The organism is Sphingorhabdus sp. EL138, assembly GCF_945890115.1.
Classification (GTDB): Bacteria; Pseudomonadota; Alphaproteobacteria; order Sphingomonadales; family Sphingomonadaceae; genus Sphingorhabdus_B.
Map to the genome: position 1 here is coordinate 107,171 of NZ_CAMDCK010000006.1, position 18,621 is coordinate 125,791.

The following is an 18,621-nucleotide window of genomic DNA, read 5'->3' on the forward strand; positions in this document are numbered from 1 at the left end:
TCCCAGAATCCATGTGGTTAAACGACGGTCTAGTGCAATATCTCACCGATATCTTTACCTATCGACGGGCGGGCGAGGCCGTGACTTGATAATTTTACCGTTAATGTAAGCTTGGGAACGCGCAAGGATCAAAAGGTTGAACAAACACTCTTCTGCAACGACTATCGCTCGCATTCTGATTTCCGCGCGTGATGCCTTTGCCGAACATGGATTTGACGGCGCGCGGCTTGATGCCATCGCAAAAGACGCGGGCGTCACCAAGCAACTGGTATATCATTATTTCAAAACCAAGGAAGAACTTTACGGTGTTGTATTGGACCGGGTGGCAGAGGAGATGCGCGTCCTGCTCGAAGATCCTGACTATGAGATATTACCGCCTTCAGAAGCATTACGCCGTTTCGCAGAACGGGTGCACAACGCGCTGGCGGAGCGGCCATATATGGTGGCTATGACGCTCGATCAGGGGCTGCACCGGGGAGTGCACGTATCGCGCCGCTCCCAGTATATTCCAACGGTAAAGCAATTCGTTGCCAATTCCATCCAGCCAATATTGGAACGCGGGGCGGATCAAGGTGTGTTCAGGGCAAATGTTGATCCATTCTTGTTTTACTGGACCGCCTTTTCCATCCTTTCGGCGGTGTTTATGCAGCGTTGGGATATGTCCTCAACCACCAAAATCGCCTTTGACGGAGATGCCGGCATTGGCCTGTGGAACGCCCACAGTATCGATTTCATCCTTCACGCATTACGGCCCGAAACGTCTGCTTTACTCCGGTAAAAAGAAGGGTGCTGCACCTGCCGTGCAGCAGATGTAAACCGCGAATTGAGAGTTCGAGATAATCGACCCTATCAGCTGGAGAGGTGTCTTATGAGTTCCTGCATTGTGGGTGTGGTCAACAAGAATGACCTTGAGAAATATGACATTTACGCAGGCGCGGGATATCAGTCGCTCGCCGGTTTCGAGGTGGAAGTCATGGTCGCTGAAAGCCCGGAGGTGCTCGAAGGCAACTTCCCAGGATCGACTCTGATCGTCATGAAGTTCAAGGGCGATGGCGACGCGTTAAAATGGTTCCAGTCCGAGGCATATCAAACCGCGATCCCAATTCGGCACGCCTCAGCGGATACCGCTTTCATGATCCACTTTACTACGGCGTAGGAGCGCAATCATGAGCAAATTCAAGCACCTTTTCAGCCCGATGAAGATAGGGTCATTGGAGGTCCGCAACCGGGTCTTCATGTCTCCGCACGGGATGGTTGGTCTGGGTATCGGAACCGATCAGCAGGTGGGATATTTTGAAGCGCGAGCCAAAGGTGGCGTCGGCTTTATGGGGATTGCCAGTTGTCAGGTTACGCCCGCGCCATTGGTGCCGCCGGGCTGGTTCATTCGCGCTTATGCCCGCGAAGATATTCCCGCGATGAAGCGGATAGTGGATGCCGCGCACAAGCACGGTACCAAGATTTTCGTGCAGGGTGTCTGGATGATGGCTGATCCGGAACAGGCTCAGGCTTCTGGGATGGCACCCCATACCGTGCTTAGTGACAGCCAGCCCCGTTCGATGACCGTCGCCGAGATCAAGGCACTAGTGGAGGCGCACGTGATCTCCGCGCTGCACGCCGAAGAGGCTGGCGCTGATGGTTTCGAATTCCCGATTGGCGGTGGTGCGGGGCTGCAAAGCTTTACCTCTCCGCTCTACAATTATCGAACCGATGACTATGGCGGCAGCCTCGAAAACCGGATGCGGATGGTAATGGAGATCATCGATGGAATCCGGCAACGGTGTCGGTCGAACTTCGTTCTGGGCGTCGCCGTCAACGCCGACGATGCGACGCTTGGTGGCGAAGGGCTGAGCGAAGGGCTCGGTATATGCAAGTTGCTATCTGATAGCGGAAAAGTCGATTGGTTGCGGATCACGGCGCGCGGGCAAAAGCCGCAGATGACACATTTTCATTATCCGTCATCGTACATGCCTGAAGGCACGCATCTTTATGCCGCGGCTGAGGTTAAAAAAGTCGTGAATATCCCCGTGGTCAGCGGCGGACGAATTTTAAGTGCGGCCTATGGCGATCAGGCGATTGAAGACGGTAAATGCGACATGATCTTCGTCGCCCGATCCGTCATCGCCGACGCCGAATGGCCGAACAAGTCGCGGAACGGGCAGGATGCTGAAATCCGCACCTGTATCGGCGATCTTGAGGGGTGCTTTTTGCGGTCCTGCATCGGGCATCCGGTCGGTTGTACCGTCAACCCCGAAATAGGCCATGAACACGAACCGCCGCTGGAAAAGGCGTCGGTCATCAAAAAGGTTGTCGTTGCCGGCGGCGGTCCGGCCGGGCTTCAGGCGGCAATGGTCGCGGCACAGCGTGGCCATCAAGTCATTCTACTTGAAAAGTCGGGCATATTGGGCGGGCATGTGACCTTACAGGCCACGCTTCCGGGGCTGGAAGATCGCAGCGACATTATCCGCTGGCTGACGTTGCAACTCGGCAAGCTTGGCGTCGATATTCGGTTAAGCACTGAAGCGACGCCAGCGTTGTTAACCGACCTCGGCGCGGAGGCTGTGGTGATCGCAACCGGCGCGCGGTACACCAAAACAGGGGTCAGCAAAAACCAGCTTGCTCCGATCCCAGGCTGTCACTTTGACCATGTTCTGACGCCCGAAGATTTGCTGCTCGAAGACGTGCGGGTCGGCAAAAAAATCGTCGTGTGCGATAACACGTCGTACGAGGTCGGACCTGGCATTGCCGAATATCTGGCCGATCAGGGTAAAGAGGTCGTCTTTGTCACCATGGACAGCGGCCTTGCCATGTCTGTGACCGAAATCGGCATCAATAAGGTAATCAGCAAGCGGCTGTTGCCAAAAGTGCGGTTCATTCCCACCACTTTGATCAAAGAGATTGATCCCGCCAACGTCGCACTGGCGAACATCTACACCGGCGAATCCACTATGCTTGAGGACGTTGATAACATTATCCTCGTGACATCTAAGCCGCCGGAGGAGGCGCTTTTCCATGCGTTGCAAGGCACCGCGCTGGAGCTCCATCTAATCGGAGACGCCCGTGAAGCGCGCTGGAGTGTGTTTGCGACTGACGAAGCGATCAAGGATGGACGACGGGCTGGCTTGCGACTCTAAGTCACAAGTCAAACCCGTTCTGCTTTTCTCAAGCCAGAACGGGTTTGGTGCCTGTCTTCATAGATGGGTTGAGATTTTTCCCAGCTCAATAGAAGCCTGTGCCAGTCGCCGCGCGTTCCCGGAGCCATGCCGATGGCGCAAAGCGTGGTCCGAACTTTTGTGCGAGCCGGTCGCATTCGGTCACAAACTTTGCGACGCCGATGGTGTCGATATATGACAGAGTTCCGCCAGTCCAAGCGGGAAAGCCCCAGCCATAGACTGCGCCCAAGTCGCCGTCTTCGGATGTCTCGATAACATTTTCTTCACGGCAGCGGGCGGTTTCAATTGCTTGTGCATAGAGAAAACGCTGCTTCAATTCTGCGACGTCATAGTCAGCTGAAACCGGAAAAATATCCGAAAGGCCAGACCAGAGCTTTTTCCCGCCCTCAGCCGGATAATCATAAAAGCCGCCGCCGGTTTTCCGGCCGGAGCGTCCCTGCGCCTTCATTTTCTTCATCGCCGAAACACCAGCGGGGACGATATATTTGCTGCCCTCTTGCTCGATGGCTTGCTCGACAATTTTCAGCGGCAAATCGAAGGTCAGTTCATCGAGTAACGCCAGCGGCCCCACTGGCATCCCAACGGCCTTAGCGGCATTTTCGATGACTGCGGGCGGAACGCCTTCCTCCAGCATTGCGCCGCCTTCGTGGATCAGCGTCTGGAACACGCGGCTGGTGTAGAAGCCCCTGCTGTCATTGACGACAATCGGCGTTTTCCGCAGCTTGGCAACGAAATCGAGCGCAACGGCGAGCGTTGCCGGGCTGGTCTTTGCGCCCTTGATGATTTCCACTAGACCCATGCGGTCAACGGGCGAAAAGAAGTGTAGCCCAATGAACTGGTCGGGCCGCGCCGACGCCTCGGCCAATGTCGAGATCGGCAAAGTCGATGTGTTAGACGCATAGACCGTGGTCGCTGGGATAATCGCCTCAGCCTTGCGGGTGGTTTCAGCCTTGATGTTGATATCTTCGAACACGGCCTCGATGATCAAGTCGCACCCTTCAAGCAAGGCGAAGTCATCGGTCGGAGTTATCCGGGTAAGAATCGCGTCGGCTTTGTCCTGCGCCATGCTGCCGCGCGCGATCTGTTTGCCGAGAACGGTTTCGGAATAGGCTTTGCCCTTGGTTGCACTTTCGACGTCGCGGTCGATTAGGACAACATCAACGCCGACTTGCGCCGAAACAAGCGCGATACCGGCGCCCATCATGCCTGCGCCGAGCACGCCGATTTTTTTGAATTCGGCCTTTGGGATGCCAGCAGGCCTGCCAGCACCGCGCTCGGCAGCGCCCTTTGACAGAAACGTCGTTCGGATGATGTTACGCGAAACCGGGCTGGTCAAAAGCTTGGCGAAATATTTGGATTCGACCGCCAGCGCCTTATCAAAAGGCAGTATCGCACCCTCATAGATGCACGACAGGATCGCGATGGGGGCAGGCAGGTTGTAGCCTGATTTGGCAACCGATCCCGATGTGATCATCATTCCGGCGGAATATTCCGGGATAATCAGCCCGCGTTGTTCGGGCAGGGCATAGCCCTTTACATCCCAGGGCTTGACCGGATCGGGACCCGTGGCGAGCCACGCCCGAGCCGCTGCATCCATTTCGGCGACTGGAACAACGGCATCAACAATGCCCAGCGCCAAAGCTTCTGCGCCTTTGACCGCGCGTCCTGAAAGCAGCAGCTCTGTGCCGATCTTCATTCCAGCGATGCGGATAAGGCGTTGCGTACCGCCCGATCCTGGCAATAGTCCGACATTGACCTCGGGCAGGCCAACCACAGCTTTGGGGTCATCGACAAGGACGCGGTAATGGCATGCTAGAGCCAGCTCAAACCCGCCACCCAGAGCCAAGCCGTTCATCACGGCAACCCACGCCTTACCCGATGTTTCTATCGCGCGGTGCATCGCGCTGGCCTTTTGGCTGAATGCAAATGCGCTTTTCAGCGTCATCGTGTCATAGCCCTGAACCAGCAATTTCAGATCGGCTCCTGCCATGAAAGTGGGTTTGCCCGATGTCAGGATTACACCTTTTATGCCGTCGTCGGCAGCGATCTGCGCGGTTGCCTCCATCATTTCGGCAATGAACGCGTCGGAAACGAGATTCATCGATTCGTCGGCGTTGTCGAGCGTAAGCGTTGCAAAGCCGTCAGCGGCTGTTTCGATTTTCATATGTCGCATGGGAAATCCTTCGCGTCAGACGCGTTCAATGATTGTTGCGGTGCCAAGCCCGTTGGCGGCACACAAAGTGATGAGGCCGGTTGATTTGCCCGTGCGTTCCAATTCGTCGAGAACAATACCGGTAATCATCGCGCCAGTCGCACCGAGCGGATGGCCCATGGCAATCGCTCCGCCGCACACATTGACTTTGTCGTGCGGGATATTGAGGTGCTTCATATAGCGCAGAACGACGCTGGCGAAAGCTTCGTTGAGTTCGAACAGGTCTATATCGCCGACCTCCATACCCGCATTCTTCAACGCCTTTTTGGTCACATCGGCAGGCGCGGTCAGCATGATGGTGGGTTCCGATCCCATTGATGCATAGGACACGACGCGTGCCCGTGGCTTCATTCCAGCGCGTTCGCCAAATTCTTTGGACCCGATCATCACAACGCCCGAACCATCGACGATGCCAGAGCTGTTGCCGCCGTGGTGGACGTAGGACAGCTCCTCGATTTCGGGATAGCGCGCCTTGGCGACATTCTCGAAGCCGCCCTTGCCAAGTCCCTCAAATGCCGCTTTCAACTTGCCGAGGCTTTCGACCGTTGTGCCCGGCCGCATATGCTCATCATGATCGAGCAGCACTTCACCGATCACATCCTTGACGGGAACTATGGCCCCTTTGAAGCGACCTTCAGCCCAGCTTTGCGCTGCGCGCCGTTGGCTTTCTGCGGCAAAGCCGTCGACGTCTTCGCGGGTAAAGCCATCAAGCGTCGCGATCATATCCGCGCCAATTCCCTGCGGTGCATAATGGTTGTGAAACGCAACATCCGGGTCGGACGTCCATGCGCCGCTGTCATACCCCATGACGGTACGGCTCATGCTTTCGACACCGCCTCCGATACCCGCCTGCATCACGCCTGCATGGACCTGAGCGGCGATCAAATTGACGGCATCAAGGCCGGACGCGCAAAAACGGTGTACTTGCTGGCCGGCAACGCTTTCAGCATAGCCAGCATTCAGAACTGCAGCACGCGCGAGAACGCCGCCTTGTTCGCCAACCGGCTGCGCCGTGCCGATGATGACATCGTCGAGCAACGCCGTGTCGAGCGAATTGCGGTCACGCACGGCTTCTAGCAACTGCGTTACCAGTTGGACCGATGTGACCTCATGCAGTGCTCCATCGGGCCGACCCTTGCCACGCGGCGTGCGCACATGATCGAAGATATAGGCGTCCATCAAAGTTTCCTTGAGATTTTACGTTGAACCGGATTGCTTTGCTCTCCGCATCAACAAAGGCCGCTGAACACCTATCGAAGGGAGGGGCGCGGTCATGCCAAGCCACCCTAGTCAATGCAAAGAGGCGCGGGAGGATAATTTCATGCAGTGGGATGAGGATTTCGACGTCGTTTGCGTCGGATCGGGGCTTGGAGGCATGTCCGCAGCGCTGACCGCTGCCGAGCGCGGAGCTACGGCAATTGTGCTCGAAAAATTTGACTTACTGGGTGGTACGTGTGCGCTGTCATCCGGTCAGTTATGGCTCGGGCCGCATCACTTGCAGTCCGATGCCGTGGCGGACAGTGACGAAGATGCGGACGCTTATCTGACTCACTTGTCGCAAGGCTTCGCAACGCCAGACCGCCGCCGTGTGTTTATCGAACGCGGACGAGAGGCGCTGCGTTTCATGACCGATGTTATCGGCATAGAAATGGCGGTGATCGATAAACTGCCTGACTATTATTATCCCGCAGTTCAGGGATCAAAGTCAGCAGGTCGCTATGTCGAGGTAATGCCCTTCGCAGCGAGCCGCCTCGGCGCTCTCGCGGACAAGGTTCTGACGTCGCCTTACGGTGACGGCTACAGTTATACCACCTCGAATGAATTTGTCGCGATGCAGACCGGCGGCGCGTCGGTGGTGGAAGCGCTCCAACATCATCTTAAAGCAGGCGAAAGATGTGCTGGCGCTGGGCTTGCGGCAGCGCAAGTGTTTGCGGCGCGCGAACGCGGTGTGGTGATGCGGACGTCTTCTGCTGTCACCGAACTTATCATCGAAGATGGCGAAGTGCTGGGCGTCGTCGTCAAGGATGCCGACGGCGAAAAGCGCATTCGCGCACGGCTTGGCGTTGTACTCGCAACCGGAGGGTATGATTGGAAGCCAGATTTCGTGCGCGCCTTTGATGCACTACCTGAGGCCGGAAGCATGTCACCACCAACGGTCACAGGTGACCATATCATGATGGCGGCACGGGCAGGGGCAATCGCTGTGCCGGCGCGCGCGCCGTCGCAAAGTCCGATCTTTTTGGGCTACAAAGTGCCGGGCGAGAAAATTTACGGTAAAGACAGCTACAGAATGTATTTGCCGGGCGTTCCGCACAGCATCGCGGTGAACCGTCATGGCAAACGCTTCGCCAATGACGGCTTTTACCCCGACGTCGCAACAAAAGTTGCACGCTTTGACGGGCAGGAAAACGGTCAGCCCAATTGGCCGGCTTGGATAATATTCGATCAGAACATGCTCGACAAATATGGCATGTCGCCGAGCTGGCCAGGAATGGAATTGCCAGAAGGCATGGCTGCGACGGCGGATTCTTTAGCGGAGTTGGCGCAAACGGTCGGAATCGATGCCGACGCGCTGGCCGAGACCATAAAGCGATATAACGGCTTTTGCAGCGACGGCGTTGATCATGATTTCGGGCGCGGCACGGTCCCTTGGGGCCGGATCATGACTGGCGATCCGAATTTACTCAATCCCAACATGGCACCGGTGCTGACTGCGCCGTTTTATGCCGTGAAGATTGAGCGCGTGACCATGGGTGTTCCAACCGCTGGTCTCCCCATCGATGTCGATGGCCGTGTACTCGATGTCAGCGACCAACCCATCCCCGGGCTTTATGCGGCTGGCAACTCCGCAGCGTGGCTGGACATCGGTGGTGGCTATAATAGCGGCATCGCGAACACACGCGGTGTACTCTACGGTTATCTTGCAGCCCTCGACATGACGAGCCAGCGTATAGCGGCCAGTGAAAGAAATTCAGCATAATGAAGCAGTTTGCCGGAAAAGTCGCCCTTGTTACTGCTGCAGGTGCCGGCATCGGAGCCGCTACTGCGCACATGTTTGCGGACCGAGGCGCGCAAGTCATGCTTGCTGACATCAACAGCGATTCAGGGGAGGCGCAGACCGAGTTATTGAGAGCTGCCGGTGCCGACGTGCGGTTCTTGCGGGCGGATGCAACCCAGGAAGATGACGTCGCCCGTTTGGTTGCACATACCATCGAAGCATTTGGCGGATTACATATCGCGGCTAATATTGTCGGTGACGCGCATCGTGATGCATCGGGCAACGACTTCCACAATCAAAGCCTTGAAAGCTGGGAGCACACGATGGCGGTTACGCTGCGCAGTGTCTTCCTCTCCATGAAATATGAAATCGCGCATATGATCGAGAATGGCGGCGGTTCGATTGTGAACATTACCTCCTTGGCGGGGCTGCTCTACGTAGGCACAGCAGGCGCAGCCTATGCGGCGTCGAAGGCGGGAGTCATTCGCCTAACAAAGTTCGCCGCCGTCAGCTATGCGGATCGTGGCGTGCGCGTAAACTGTATCGCACCGGGCGTCACTCCGACAGAAGCGTACAACAAAGCCGGGCCTGAGATCGGCCAGATGGTGATTGACATGCTGGTCAAGGAACAGCCGATAATGCGAGCTATCCACCCGTCTGAGCAGGCAAAAGTCGTTGCATGGCTGTGCTCGGACGACGCGGCGATGGTGACCGGGCATGTCCTTCCGGTTGATGGAGGGTGGACAGCGAAATGCTAATAAGGACGGGGCGGCTTGTACGACTAAATGTTGCCGAATTATCACAGACGTTACGGAAATGAGGCTAAAACCGACATTATATCGCCCTCACTCAGGAGCCAATCTTTAGATAGGTGTGAGTGAGGGAGGCAACTACGATTACGCACAAACCGGCATAAATAACGCCGTTCTAGTTTCACGCGATGGCTAAAAGGTACAAGGTGCTCCGCCATTGGGTATGCAGTATTAAAAGATTTTTAGGGGAGGCTTGTATGAAAATTGGTAACATCCGCACGTTGTTTATGACGTCGACGGTTCTGGCGGCAGGACTTGTAATCTCGGGCGCGGCGCAGGCGCAATCTGCACCGGCAGAAGAAGAAACAGCCGATCAAGGCGGTATCGCCGAGATCATTGTCACAGCGCGCAAGTCATCGGAAAATATTCAATCCGTTCCGGTTGCCGTTACGGCTTTGAGTGCTGACGATTTGGCAAGCAAGCAAGTGTTTGAAGTTACCGATTTGGCTCGCACCGCGCCAAGTTTGACTATCAGCACTGGCGGTACGGGTCCGGCATCAATCGTTTATCTCGCTATTCGCGGTCAGGCACAGAATAGCCCGAACTCGCTTTCGGATTCGTCCGTCGGGATCTACATGGACGGCGTTTACGTCGCTCGTCCGATTGTCGGAAATCTCGGTTTCCTTGATATGGCCAGTGCAGAAGTTTTGCGTGGGCCGCAGGGTACGCTTTTCGGTCGCAACACAACAGGCGGCGCGTTGAACTTGACGAGTAATCGCCCTGGCGACGAATATGAAGCTATGCTCAAGGTCGGTTTTGGCAACTACAACTATCAATCGATTGAAGGCATGGTAAGTGCGCCGGTGAGCGAAGCTGTAGGGCTTCGGATTGCTGGCCGTTATGGCAAGCGCGACGGATATTTCCAGAATGATAAGATCGGTTATCCGCAAGGAAGCATTGACAAGGATTTCGTCCTGCGCAGCACTTTGGTTGTCGCACCAGTCGAGTCGAATTTGAAGTTGACCGTAATCGCCGATTTTGTGCGTTATGCGGATGACGGCAATGCGACGGCGGTTGCCGCCATTAACCCCTCTGTTCTCTCGCTGCCCGGCTACGGAGCTTTCATTAACCCCGAATTTGCACAGTTTGTTTCATCGGCGCAGTTGCCCGCGTTCACAGCGGCGAATTCGAAATGGACGGACACATTCTCTCGTCCGCAAACGGGCGATTCCCAAATCGATACGTTGCAAAACAATAATGAGGTCGATGCAATTTCCGGAACGCTCGAATGGGATCTTGGGGGCGTCAGCATCAAATCGATTACTGCCTATCGCAAGTCTTTCACAGACGACAGTCTTGACCTTCATGGGTTTCCCTCGTCCGTAAACCCGTTTACACCATTTCTGCCAAATGCAACGTCAGCCTTTATTAGTACTTACAACAATGAGCAGTTCAGCGAAGAACTCCAATTGTCTGGCTCATTGGGCGCGCTTGATTGGCAAACCGGCGTCTATTACTTTAAAGAATCGGGTGACGAACAGTCGCGCGCCTTCGTTCTTGGCGGCGTCCAAAGCGCCCGGACTCTGAGCGAATATAGTTCGCGGTCAGCTGGTGCGTTTGCGCAGCTTAACTACAATGTGACCGATGCCCTGCGCGTTACGGGTGGTTTACGCTACACATGGGATAAGCGCACGATCGACAGACAAAGCACAGACAACTGGCGTAAGCCGGATAATCTTGAAGTTTGCACTGTCGGCCCCAATACTGGAAAAACCGCTGAAGCAGCCCCTTGTACCGATCCGCGCTCGGCGAGCTTCAAATACCCTGCGTGGACCCTGGGTGCCGACTACCGTCTCAGCGACCAGTTGTTCCTTTATGCCAAGACCAGTGGTGCTTCGATGTCGGGTGGTTTCAACTCGCGGTTTGTGCCTGCACCGTTCACACAACAGTTTAATCCTGAAAAAGTGCGCGATGCCGAAGTCGGCTTCAAGGGCGATTTTCTCGACCGTCGTTTGCGGACCAACATGGCATTCTTTTTCGCCAAGCAATCCAATGTTCAGCGAATTGTCAATGCGCTTGTCGGTACGACGCTCACTCAGTTCGTAACCAACACCGGCAAAGTCGATGCAAAGGGCTTCGAGTTTGAAGGTACTGCGCTGCCGTGGGATGGTATGGAACTGACGGGTAGCCTTTCCTATCTGGACGCAAAATATGTTCGTGGAAGCCGCACCGAGAACCAGGGAACTGCGTTAGCGCCCGTTCTTGTTGATCGCTCTGGGGAACCCGTAACCCAGGCTCCAAAGTGGACATGGAATGTGGGCGCAACCCAGACGTTCCCGACCTCTTTCGGTGCAGTCTCCTTGCACGCGGACTATGCGTATATTGCAGACCGGGCGATGGACGCGGCGACTGCAAAGTCGCTTGCGCAGGGTGGAACACAGTCAAATATCAACGCGATTGCGATTTCCAATGCGGCATCGATCATCAAGGGTTACGGATTGTTGAATGGTCTCATAGCGATCAACTTTGACAATCCCGGTATTGAATTGGCATTCTGGGGTCGCAACCTGACTAACCAGGCTTGGTTTACGAACGTATTCAATGGCTACGCCGGTCTTGGCGCTACCGTGCAATTTCAGGGCGCGCCGCGCACTTTTGGTGCGACAGCGACAATCAAGTTCTGATCTTTCCGGAATAAGTAATGTTAAAAAAGGCCGCCTCCGAAAAGAGGCGGCCTTTTTTGTTCAGAAGGACACGACGCCTTGCCCAGTTTTCGGGTCGACTGCGAATGAGAGATGTTCGAGGAACGAATACCATTTGTCTCCTGACTTGCGCATGCAGTCGCTCTGCCGAAGCGCGAGTTTTTGAGTGCTGCCATCTTTCATGCTGAGCGTAATGCGCTGTGTATCGAGCTGCACGCCGAACACGCCGTCTGAATCGACCACGAAATTGGGCATTTCCAGCTTGATGTCGGTGTAGCTGTTCATGATCGCGGCATAATGCGCGCGGACTTCCTTCATACCACGCAGATTGCTAGCAAAGCTGTCGTAGACCAGAATGTCCTCGCCGGGTCCATAATAGCCCATCAACATATCCAGACTTGTTGAAGCGCCACCGACGTCCATCCATGTCCGGATAGCGGCTTTTGCTTCTTCAGGGGTGGAAGCTGGGCCGGGCAGGGGATCTTCGGACCAAGCTATTTCGCCGCGAGCGTTGACAGGGCCGTCGATGATAGCAGCCCCCGATTTTGGATCAATCGGCAGCGAAATATGCTGCTGCACGATTTTCCATTCGTTACCGATTTTCTTGAACGCATCGAGTTGCCGCACGCTGAGCGACATTTTCTTGCCGTCCTTCAACACCGCATCGAATTCGATCAGCGATGCCGCACAGGCAAAATTTCCATTGGTCGCTAGATTCATTTCCGCCATCCTATGCGTCATGGACTGAATGGCCGCCATTTGCGGTGCAAAACCGGCGTAAATTTGATCGCGGCCCTTGTAGATGCCCGGCGCGTAAATATCGAGCACGGTTGCGTCGTCAGCATAATAGCCGATGAGCTTGTCCATGTTGGTTTCGGTGGCCATCGTCGTTTTGATCTGTTTGATTGCGGCAACGTCGGCGGGCGCGTTAAATGAAACAGGCTTTTCTGCGTTCGCACACGATGCGAGCATAGCCAAGCATGACACCAATGGTGCCATAGCCGCGCACTTTTTCAATCTACCCATGACCTTCTCCTTTTGTTGAAGCATGAGGCTATCAATGCCACGTTCGTGCGTCCCTGCCCGGGGACAGGTCGATTGCTGGTGATAATCCTCAAGCTGTACCGGTAGTTCAGCAAAGGCAGTTGGGTATGAGTGAAGCGATTATCCTGAACGGAGAAATGGACCGCAAGGTATTTGCCTGGCTGGAGAGCAATCTGGGAAAGGTGACGCTTTTCACAGCGCATGCCCGGTGGCGAACCGGTTGGGACGCCGAAGTATCGCGCGATGGTGAGTTGATATCGCTCTACATCCGCGGCCCGCGCGGGGATAATTACACCTCTCCGATCAATATGGCGCAGGAGGCGGCGATCCATCGCGCTTATCTCGCCAATGGCATTCCGGTGCCAAAGGCTATTGGCCTTATCGATGACCCCGAAGCGCTCGTGCTTGAACGCATCCATGGAATTATCAACACCAATTTGATCGTCGATACTGATATCCAGAAAAAAGTCCGCGAAGAATTTGTGGAGATTATGGCGGCGATCCACCGCATGCCCACAGAAGCTTTTGCTGAAGTCGGTCTGGACGTTCCGCAAGGTGCAGATGCGGTGTCGCGCAACCTGTATGCAGCCTCCGAAGCGATCTTCGACCGGCTAATCGGACGACCATGGCCTTTGATGCGATTCACTGCCGGATGGTTGAGGCGTCATGTGCCGAAAGACCGGACACGTGCCGCTTTCATCAATCCGGATGCCGGACAATTCCTGTTCGATGGCGACCGCGTTACAGGTCTGATCGATTTCGAGATGTCGTCCTTCGGCGATCCGGCGGCCGAACTTGCAGGGATGCGATTGCGCGATACGTCCGAACCGCTTGGGAACCTGTCGGCGCTGTATGATCATTATGAAAAAGTCAGCGGCGACCGGATATCGAAGCAAGTGATCGAATATCACACAGCCGGTTTTTGCGGGGTTAACGGCTTCATGCTCTGGCCGCTGGCGTTTACGTCAACGCAGGAGCAGGACTACATGGCCTATCTCAATTTCGCCGTTGCGACCGCGCGCTGGAGCTATACCGCGATGGCGGCGCACATTGGTTTGCAATTGATCGAACCACGCGAGCCCGTCGTGCGCGAAATGGGCTTCAACCAAGCCGGTTCGCATCTGGTTCGGCAGATTGGCACGCTCCCCGCACCCGATGATCAAACCGCCTATTCGCGCGATTCGGCTGCGGCGTTGGCGCTCTATCAGCAGCGCTGGCTGACTTACGGTGCAGACGTCGTCGACGCCGATCTGGATGATACCGCTGCGTTGATAGGTCAGCGTCCGACCGATCAGGACGACATGATGGAAAAGCTGGAAGCCTTTGTCCTGCAAGCCGGACCCGAATATGACGCCCGCCTGATCCAGCATTTCCACAACTGGTTGCGGCGTCAGGACTTTCTGTTGACCGGATGCGGCATTGCGTCTGCGTTCGTCGGGCTGGACCTTCAGATCATTCCGGAACGCTAATCCGCCATTTTGGAGGCTTCCGGGTTGCCCGGCTCAACCGCGCCAAAACAGGATTGTGCGAGATAGCTGCAGCTATATTCGCGGACGCGATGCAATTTGCCGTCAGCCAGTTCAAACGCAAAATGATAGGCATTGTTGTACCGCCGCCCGTTCAGCATCTCGCCATCGGTTTCCGCCTCGACAGTGATCTTGTTGCCCTCACCGATCATGTTCAAGACCGCCAAGTGAATAGGCGCTTTCATCAATTGCGACATCGTTGGCGGCACTTGCGAAAACGCCTCGCGGCCCCATTCAATTTGCAACCAGTCAGGGGCGCGCGCCATTGTCGTGAACAGGAAATTTTCGGTGGTGAGCGCAAGGATCGCGTCGCAATTGCCCGAATTTACCGCTTCAAAATAGCTACGCACAACAGCTTTATTTGCTTCAAGCGACATCAAATTCTCCCTTATTCAGTGATTTGCAGGCGCACCCATAGTCGCGCGGTAAGATATCGGCTGTTTGCCATCGAGATCGACGATCCGGTAGCGCTCGCCCAATTCCGCACCGATGAGGGCTTGCCCTGATAGCGACATGAGGTCGGGGTCACGGGCCAAGGCGTCAATCACCAACCCGGTAAATTCTGGCGTCTCCCAGTTAGGCAGGTTTGCGCGTAACTCTTCAGGCAAATACTCAGACGGGATGGCTTTGACGGCGTCGGTCAGAATGAAGCCCGGCCAGATTGCGACAGCAGCCACATTGTGCTGTGCCAGATCGACCGCCATGTCACGCATCATTTTGTCAGTTCCGGCCTTTGCTGCACCATAAGCCGCGCCGTGGAAATAGGAGACCGAACCGTAGAAAGAAATGCTCGCAATCAGTCCGCGTTTCGCCGCAACCATCATGGGAGAAGCGTAGTAAGCCGCAACATAGTTGGAGCGCAGGCCAACATCGATCATATCCGAGAGGTTGAGCGGCTTTTCCCAAAAGCCGCCGGGAGCCATCAGCGCGTCAGGGTAAACTGCCGCCGCATTGTTGACCAATATATCGAGACGCCCTGCCTCTTTGGCTATCCGCGCAAAAAGCGCCGCAACTTGCTCGTCGTCCTGATGGTCGCAAACGACGGCGACACCTTTACCGCCACCCGCATTGATCTCGCCAACGACGCTCTCAAGTTCGGCGGCGTGACGTCCTGTGACGTAAACGGTTGCGCCCTTTGAGCCAAAGGCCCGCGCGATCCCTCGTCCCAGCCCACGGCTTGCGCCTGTCACCAATACGATGGTCTCGTTCATCATTTCACCCCCTTAACCTGCCGTAATGCCATTATCGGCGGTGTAGCATGCCCCGTGGACCGCGCGTGCCCTGTCCGACGCCAAGAAGAGCAACGGCTCGACAATGTCTTCGGGCGTATTGGGAGGACGAAATCCGCAATAGCGCAAGATCATGTCGGTATCGGCACCCTCGGGAAAGGCGAGCCCCTGAACCATTTCCGTCATCATACCGCCGGGTGCTATTGCGTTAATCCGGACCGGCGACTTGATGAACTCCATCGCCAGTGACTTGGTCAGGCTGAGCAAAGCTGCTTTGGTCGCGGCATATGGCGCGGTATAGGATTGGCCAATAAATGCTGCCGTCGATGCTACATTGACCACATTGCCTTTCGACTCAACGAGATACGGCATTGCCGCTCGCATCATGAAGAATGGTGCTGTCACATTGGCGGCAAAAAGCTCGTTCCAGTCCTCCGCGCTCACATCGGCAAGCGCGTGAAAGCGCAATATGCCCGCGACATTGCACAGTACATCAAGGCGACCAAATGCCTCGCGAGCCACGTTTACCGCATCCTCACAATTGGACGGCAGCCCCAAATCGCCGCAGTAGTTTGCACAAAGTCCTCCGGCATCGGTGATTGTTTGTGCCGTTTCGGCGAGTCCAGCGGCGTTGATATCCACCAAACAAACCTGCGCACCTTCTTGCGCAAACCGCACGCTTGCGGCGCGACCGAGCCCCGACGCTGCGCCTGTGACAAGCACCACTTTGCCGTCGAATTCACCATTGTTCATAGCGTGCTTTCCTGAGCAGGTCTGCGGTTGAGAATTGGCTCCATAACAGCCAGTGCGATATGGTCCGGGCTTGGGTTTGGACCTGCAATGATCAGGCAGTGGCGCAGGAACCGGCGGTGAAACAGCTGGGTAAGCGCAGCGTCTTGTTCGGGACCGGCGGCCTTGATGAATTGCGTGAGGTTGCTGTCTGCATCTGTGAGATTATTCGGTTGCGTTCCCGTTAATGCTGCTGTCTCCGCGATATCGGCTTGCTCGCACCAGTTGCGATAATGGCCGCGGTTGCGCAAATAATGTGGAACAGAGACGAGGATATTGCGTTGCCAGTCCTGCAAAGCGTCGGATTCAGGCAAGCGCTCCAGATCGGCAATCAACTTACCTAAGGCGAGGTCTTCATAGGGTGTCGTTGCGGGCTGTTCCGGCAAAGTCAGCGTGTCAAGCTCCATGCCGATAATCTCGGCTAACGCTTCCATCGCCCGCCGCGCAATAACCGCGACCTGAAACACGCTTTCGACCCAGTCACCGCCGCGTGCGGTGTCGTGCATCCCGAACAGCGGTCCGTAATAGGCTTCACAAAGGAAGGCGACCGTATGGAAGGCGAGCGCATCATAATCGAGGGGTAACCCAATAGCCTTTTCATAATGGAGGAACAGCGCCGGGACATCGCCCATATTTTCAATAGGGTGCCGCCCGCGAAAACAAGCAAGATCGCGCATTGGATCTCCCAGATGGCCGATTTCAACGTCGAGAATGCACGTCATTTCTGGACCATCGGAAAGAAACTGGCCACAATCGCCCGTCAGGAATGATATGCTGCTGCGACCGTTAGGATAATTGCGGCGCAACCAGCGCGAGAAAAACTCGATGAATGGATCGGTTATGTTGATCTGGCCGGTCATCGCATGAAACCGCTCGAAATTCGCCAGCGCAATCTCTTCATCGCCGGTTGGCAACGTTGCGCCGACGGCCACAAATTTCTCGGGCGGAATGCGGTGCATATCGGCCAGAATTTCCATATAGCGCAGCGACGCCTGCCAGCGGTCGTCGGTCATCACTGACCGGTTCTCTATGGCTTCGGCAATCAACCCAGGGTCGCGACCGCCGCGCACCCATTCCATCACAATAGTGTTTGGATCGGGACACATGCCCAAGATCGCTGGGATCGGTATGCCATTTTCATGCAATGTGCGCTGCATCAGCATTTCATATTCGAGCGGGTATGGATGGGTCAGCCATGTTCGGTCACCCTTCAACAGCATCTCGGTGGGCTTGCCGTTCCGCATCAATGCTGCACGCCAAACCGGACGCCAGCGGCGTTCCTTGTGCAACGCAATCTGACTACATCCCAGCTCGTCTTCCAAATAACGCGTTAGCTGACTGACATCGTCCGCATGGGCGTCGAACGATACTTCTGTTTTTGACGTGTTCATGTTGGGCAAATTGTTGGTACTCCTAACCTGTTGCGTCATTCCACACTGTTTTCCTGTGTCTACCAGCTCCGACAGTGGCTCGCCCTTTACAACGATAGGTCTTTTTGACTGAATTGCCGGTTTATGCGGCTCGGACGGCAGAATAAAACAGGACAAGACTGTGGGGCAATATGACGTTCTAATCGTCGGTGGTGGGCACGGCGGTGCACAGGCAGCGATTGCTTTGCGTCAGGCAAAGTTTGAAGGTAGTATAGCTATTTGTAGGACTGTACGGACTCGCGGGACATCTTTCATATTGCCGATAGGCAAGCAGAAGGATGGAACCGATGACCAAGGAAGAACGAGATATTCAGCGCAAGCTAAAGGTGCTGCGCCATGCTGAGAAGATCGGTGATGTAGGCAAAACATGCCGATACTTCGGCATTGGCAGATCAAGCTTCTACCGCTGGAAAGCCTCATTCGAGCGGAACGGCGAAGCCGGGCTGATCAACCAAAAGCCCATTCCGAAGAACCCTGCCAACCAGACGCCACCCGAGATCGTCGACAAGGTCCTCTACCTGCGCAGCAAATACCACCTCGGGTCGATCAGGATCGTTTGGTACCTAGCGCGATATCACGACATCAAAATCTCCGACGCTGGTGTAACGCGCATTCTGCGCCGTAACGGTGTTGGCAGACTGCCGCGCGGAACCCGCATGCGCAAAGTTCACACCAAGCGTTATAACAAGCAGGTGCCAGGCCATCACATCCAGATGGACGTCAAGTTTCTCACCTTCATCGGCAAGCGCGGCGAGAAGATCCGCCGGTT

At 55.6% G+C, this 18,621-nt stretch carries 15 protein-coding genes; 8 read left to right on the plus strand and 7 right to left on the minus strand.

The features are described from left to right. The first annotated feature begins 136 nt into the window (after nucleotides 1–136). The 3 genes from Q0O07_RS04445 to Q0O07_RS04455 all read left to right on the plus strand — a co-directional run bounded on the left by Q0O07_RS04445 (nucleotide 137) and on the right by Q0O07_RS04455 (nucleotide 3,131). The gene (locus Q0O07_RS04445; RefSeq protein ID WP_295490869.1) at nucleotides 137–778 is read left to right on the plus strand and encodes a TetR/AcrR family transcriptional regulator; all 642 of its coding nucleotides are present in this window, start codon (nucleotides 137–139) and stop codon (nucleotides 776–778) included. Nucleotides 779–868: 90 nt separating this feature from the next. Continuing rightward, nucleotides 869–1,156, plus strand: coding sequence for a DUF1330 domain-containing protein (locus Q0O07_RS04450; RefSeq protein ID WP_295490871.1), 288 nt, complete (start codon nucleotides 869–871; stop codon nucleotides 1,154–1,156). A 10-nt stretch (nucleotides 1,157–1,166) separates the two neighbouring features. Beyond that, nucleotides 1,167–3,131, plus strand: a complete 1,965-nt coding sequence (locus tag Q0O07_RS04455; protein ID WP_295490874.1) for an FAD-dependent oxidoreductase — start codon at nucleotides 1,167–1,169, stop codon at nucleotides 3,129–3,131. Between the two features lie 85 nt (nucleotides 3,132–3,216). On the opposite strand, the gene Q0O07_RS04460 is transcribed toward Q0O07_RS04455, so the two are convergent. After that, nucleotides 3,217–5,343 carry a 3-hydroxyacyl-CoA dehydrogenase NAD-binding domain-containing protein gene (locus Q0O07_RS04460; protein ID WP_295490876.1) on the minus strand — a complete coding sequence of 709 codons (2,127 nt, stop codon included), beginning with the start codon at nucleotides 5,341–5,343 and terminating at the stop codon, nucleotides 3,217–3,219. Nucleotides 5,344–5,358: 15 nt separating this feature from the next. Beyond that, nucleotides 5,359–6,561 (minus strand): acetyl-CoA C-acetyltransferase, encoded by a 1,203-nt coding sequence (locus Q0O07_RS04465; RefSeq protein WP_295490879.1) that lies wholly within the window; start codon nucleotides 6,559–6,561, stop codon nucleotides 5,359–5,361. 142 nt (nucleotides 6,562–6,703) lie between these two features. Here Q0O07_RS04465 and Q0O07_RS04470 point away from each other — a divergent pair, with 142 nt between their 5' ends. From Q0O07_RS04470 to Q0O07_RS04480, 3 genes are all read left to right on the plus strand, one after another. Then, a complete protein-coding gene (locus Q0O07_RS04470) occupies nucleotides 6,704–8,362 on the plus strand; it encodes an FAD-dependent oxidoreductase (RefSeq protein WP_295490880.1) in 1,659 nt (552 codons plus the stop codon). Further along, nucleotides 8,362–9,138 (plus strand): SDR family oxidoreductase, encoded by a 777-nt coding sequence (locus tag Q0O07_RS04475; protein WP_295490883.1) that lies wholly within the window; start codon nucleotides 8,362–8,364, stop codon nucleotides 9,136–9,138. Before Q0O07_RS04470 ends, Q0O07_RS04475 begins: the two co-directional genes overlap by 1 nt. Nucleotides 9,139–9,389: 251 nt before the next feature. After that, the gene (locus Q0O07_RS04480) at nucleotides 9,390–11,816 is read left to right on the plus strand and encodes a TonB-dependent receptor (protein ID WP_295490885.1); all 2,427 of its coding nucleotides are present in this window, start codon (nucleotides 9,390–9,392) and stop codon (nucleotides 11,814–11,816) included. Nucleotides 11,817–11,876: 60 nt separating this feature from the next. Here the strand turns inward: Q0O07_RS04480 and Q0O07_RS04485 are convergent, their stop codons facing one another. Beyond that, on the minus strand, nucleotides 11,877–12,860 hold the full coding sequence (locus Q0O07_RS04485; protein WP_295490888.1) for a nuclear transport factor 2 family protein: 984 nt from the start codon (nucleotides 12,858–12,860) through the stop codon (nucleotides 11,877–11,879). A 125-nt stretch (nucleotides 12,861–12,985) separates the two neighbouring features. On the opposite strand from Q0O07_RS04485, the gene Q0O07_RS04490 reads away from it, so the two are divergent. Beyond that, nucleotides 12,986–14,347 (plus strand): phosphotransferase, encoded by a 1,362-nt coding sequence (locus Q0O07_RS04490; protein ID WP_295490891.1) that lies wholly within the window; start codon nucleotides 12,986–12,988, stop codon nucleotides 14,345–14,347. Here Q0O07_RS04490 and Q0O07_RS04495 read toward each other — a convergent pair. Genes Q0O07_RS04495 through Q0O07_RS04510 form a run of 4 tightly spaced genes read right to left on the minus strand, consistent with a single transcriptional unit; the run spans nucleotide 14,344 to nucleotide 17,852 of the window. After that, on the minus strand, nucleotides 14,344–14,781 hold the full coding sequence (locus tag Q0O07_RS04495; RefSeq protein ID WP_295490894.1) for a nuclear transport factor 2 family protein: 438 nt from the start codon (nucleotides 14,779–14,781) through the stop codon (nucleotides 14,344–14,346). The genes Q0O07_RS04490 and Q0O07_RS04495 overlap by 4 nt on opposite strands. Before the next feature lie 15 nt (nucleotides 14,782–14,796). Beyond that, entirely contained in the window at nucleotides 14,797–15,618 is an 822-nt protein-coding gene (locus tag Q0O07_RS04500) for an SDR family NAD(P)-dependent oxidoreductase (RefSeq protein WP_367271041.1), read from the minus strand. A 9-nt stretch (nucleotides 15,619–15,627) separates the two neighbouring features. Continuing rightward, complete coding sequence (locus tag Q0O07_RS04505) at nucleotides 15,628–16,386, minus strand: SDR family NAD(P)-dependent oxidoreductase (RefSeq protein WP_295490897.1); 759 nt, start codon at nucleotides 16,384–16,386, stop codon at nucleotides 15,628–15,630. After that, a complete protein-coding gene (locus Q0O07_RS04510; RefSeq protein WP_295490900.1) occupies nucleotides 16,383–17,852 on the minus strand; it encodes a phosphotransferase in 1,470 nt (489 codons plus the stop codon). Before Q0O07_RS04510 ends, Q0O07_RS04505 begins: the two co-directional genes overlap by 4 nt. 287 nt (nucleotides 17,853–18,139) lie before the next feature. Here Q0O07_RS04510 and Q0O07_RS04515 point away from each other — a divergent pair. Then, nucleotides 18,140–18,621, plus strand: a 482-nt coding sequence (locus Q0O07_RS04515; RefSeq protein WP_295490902.1) for a helix-turn-helix domain-containing protein, incomplete at its 3' end; no start/stop codon positions are given.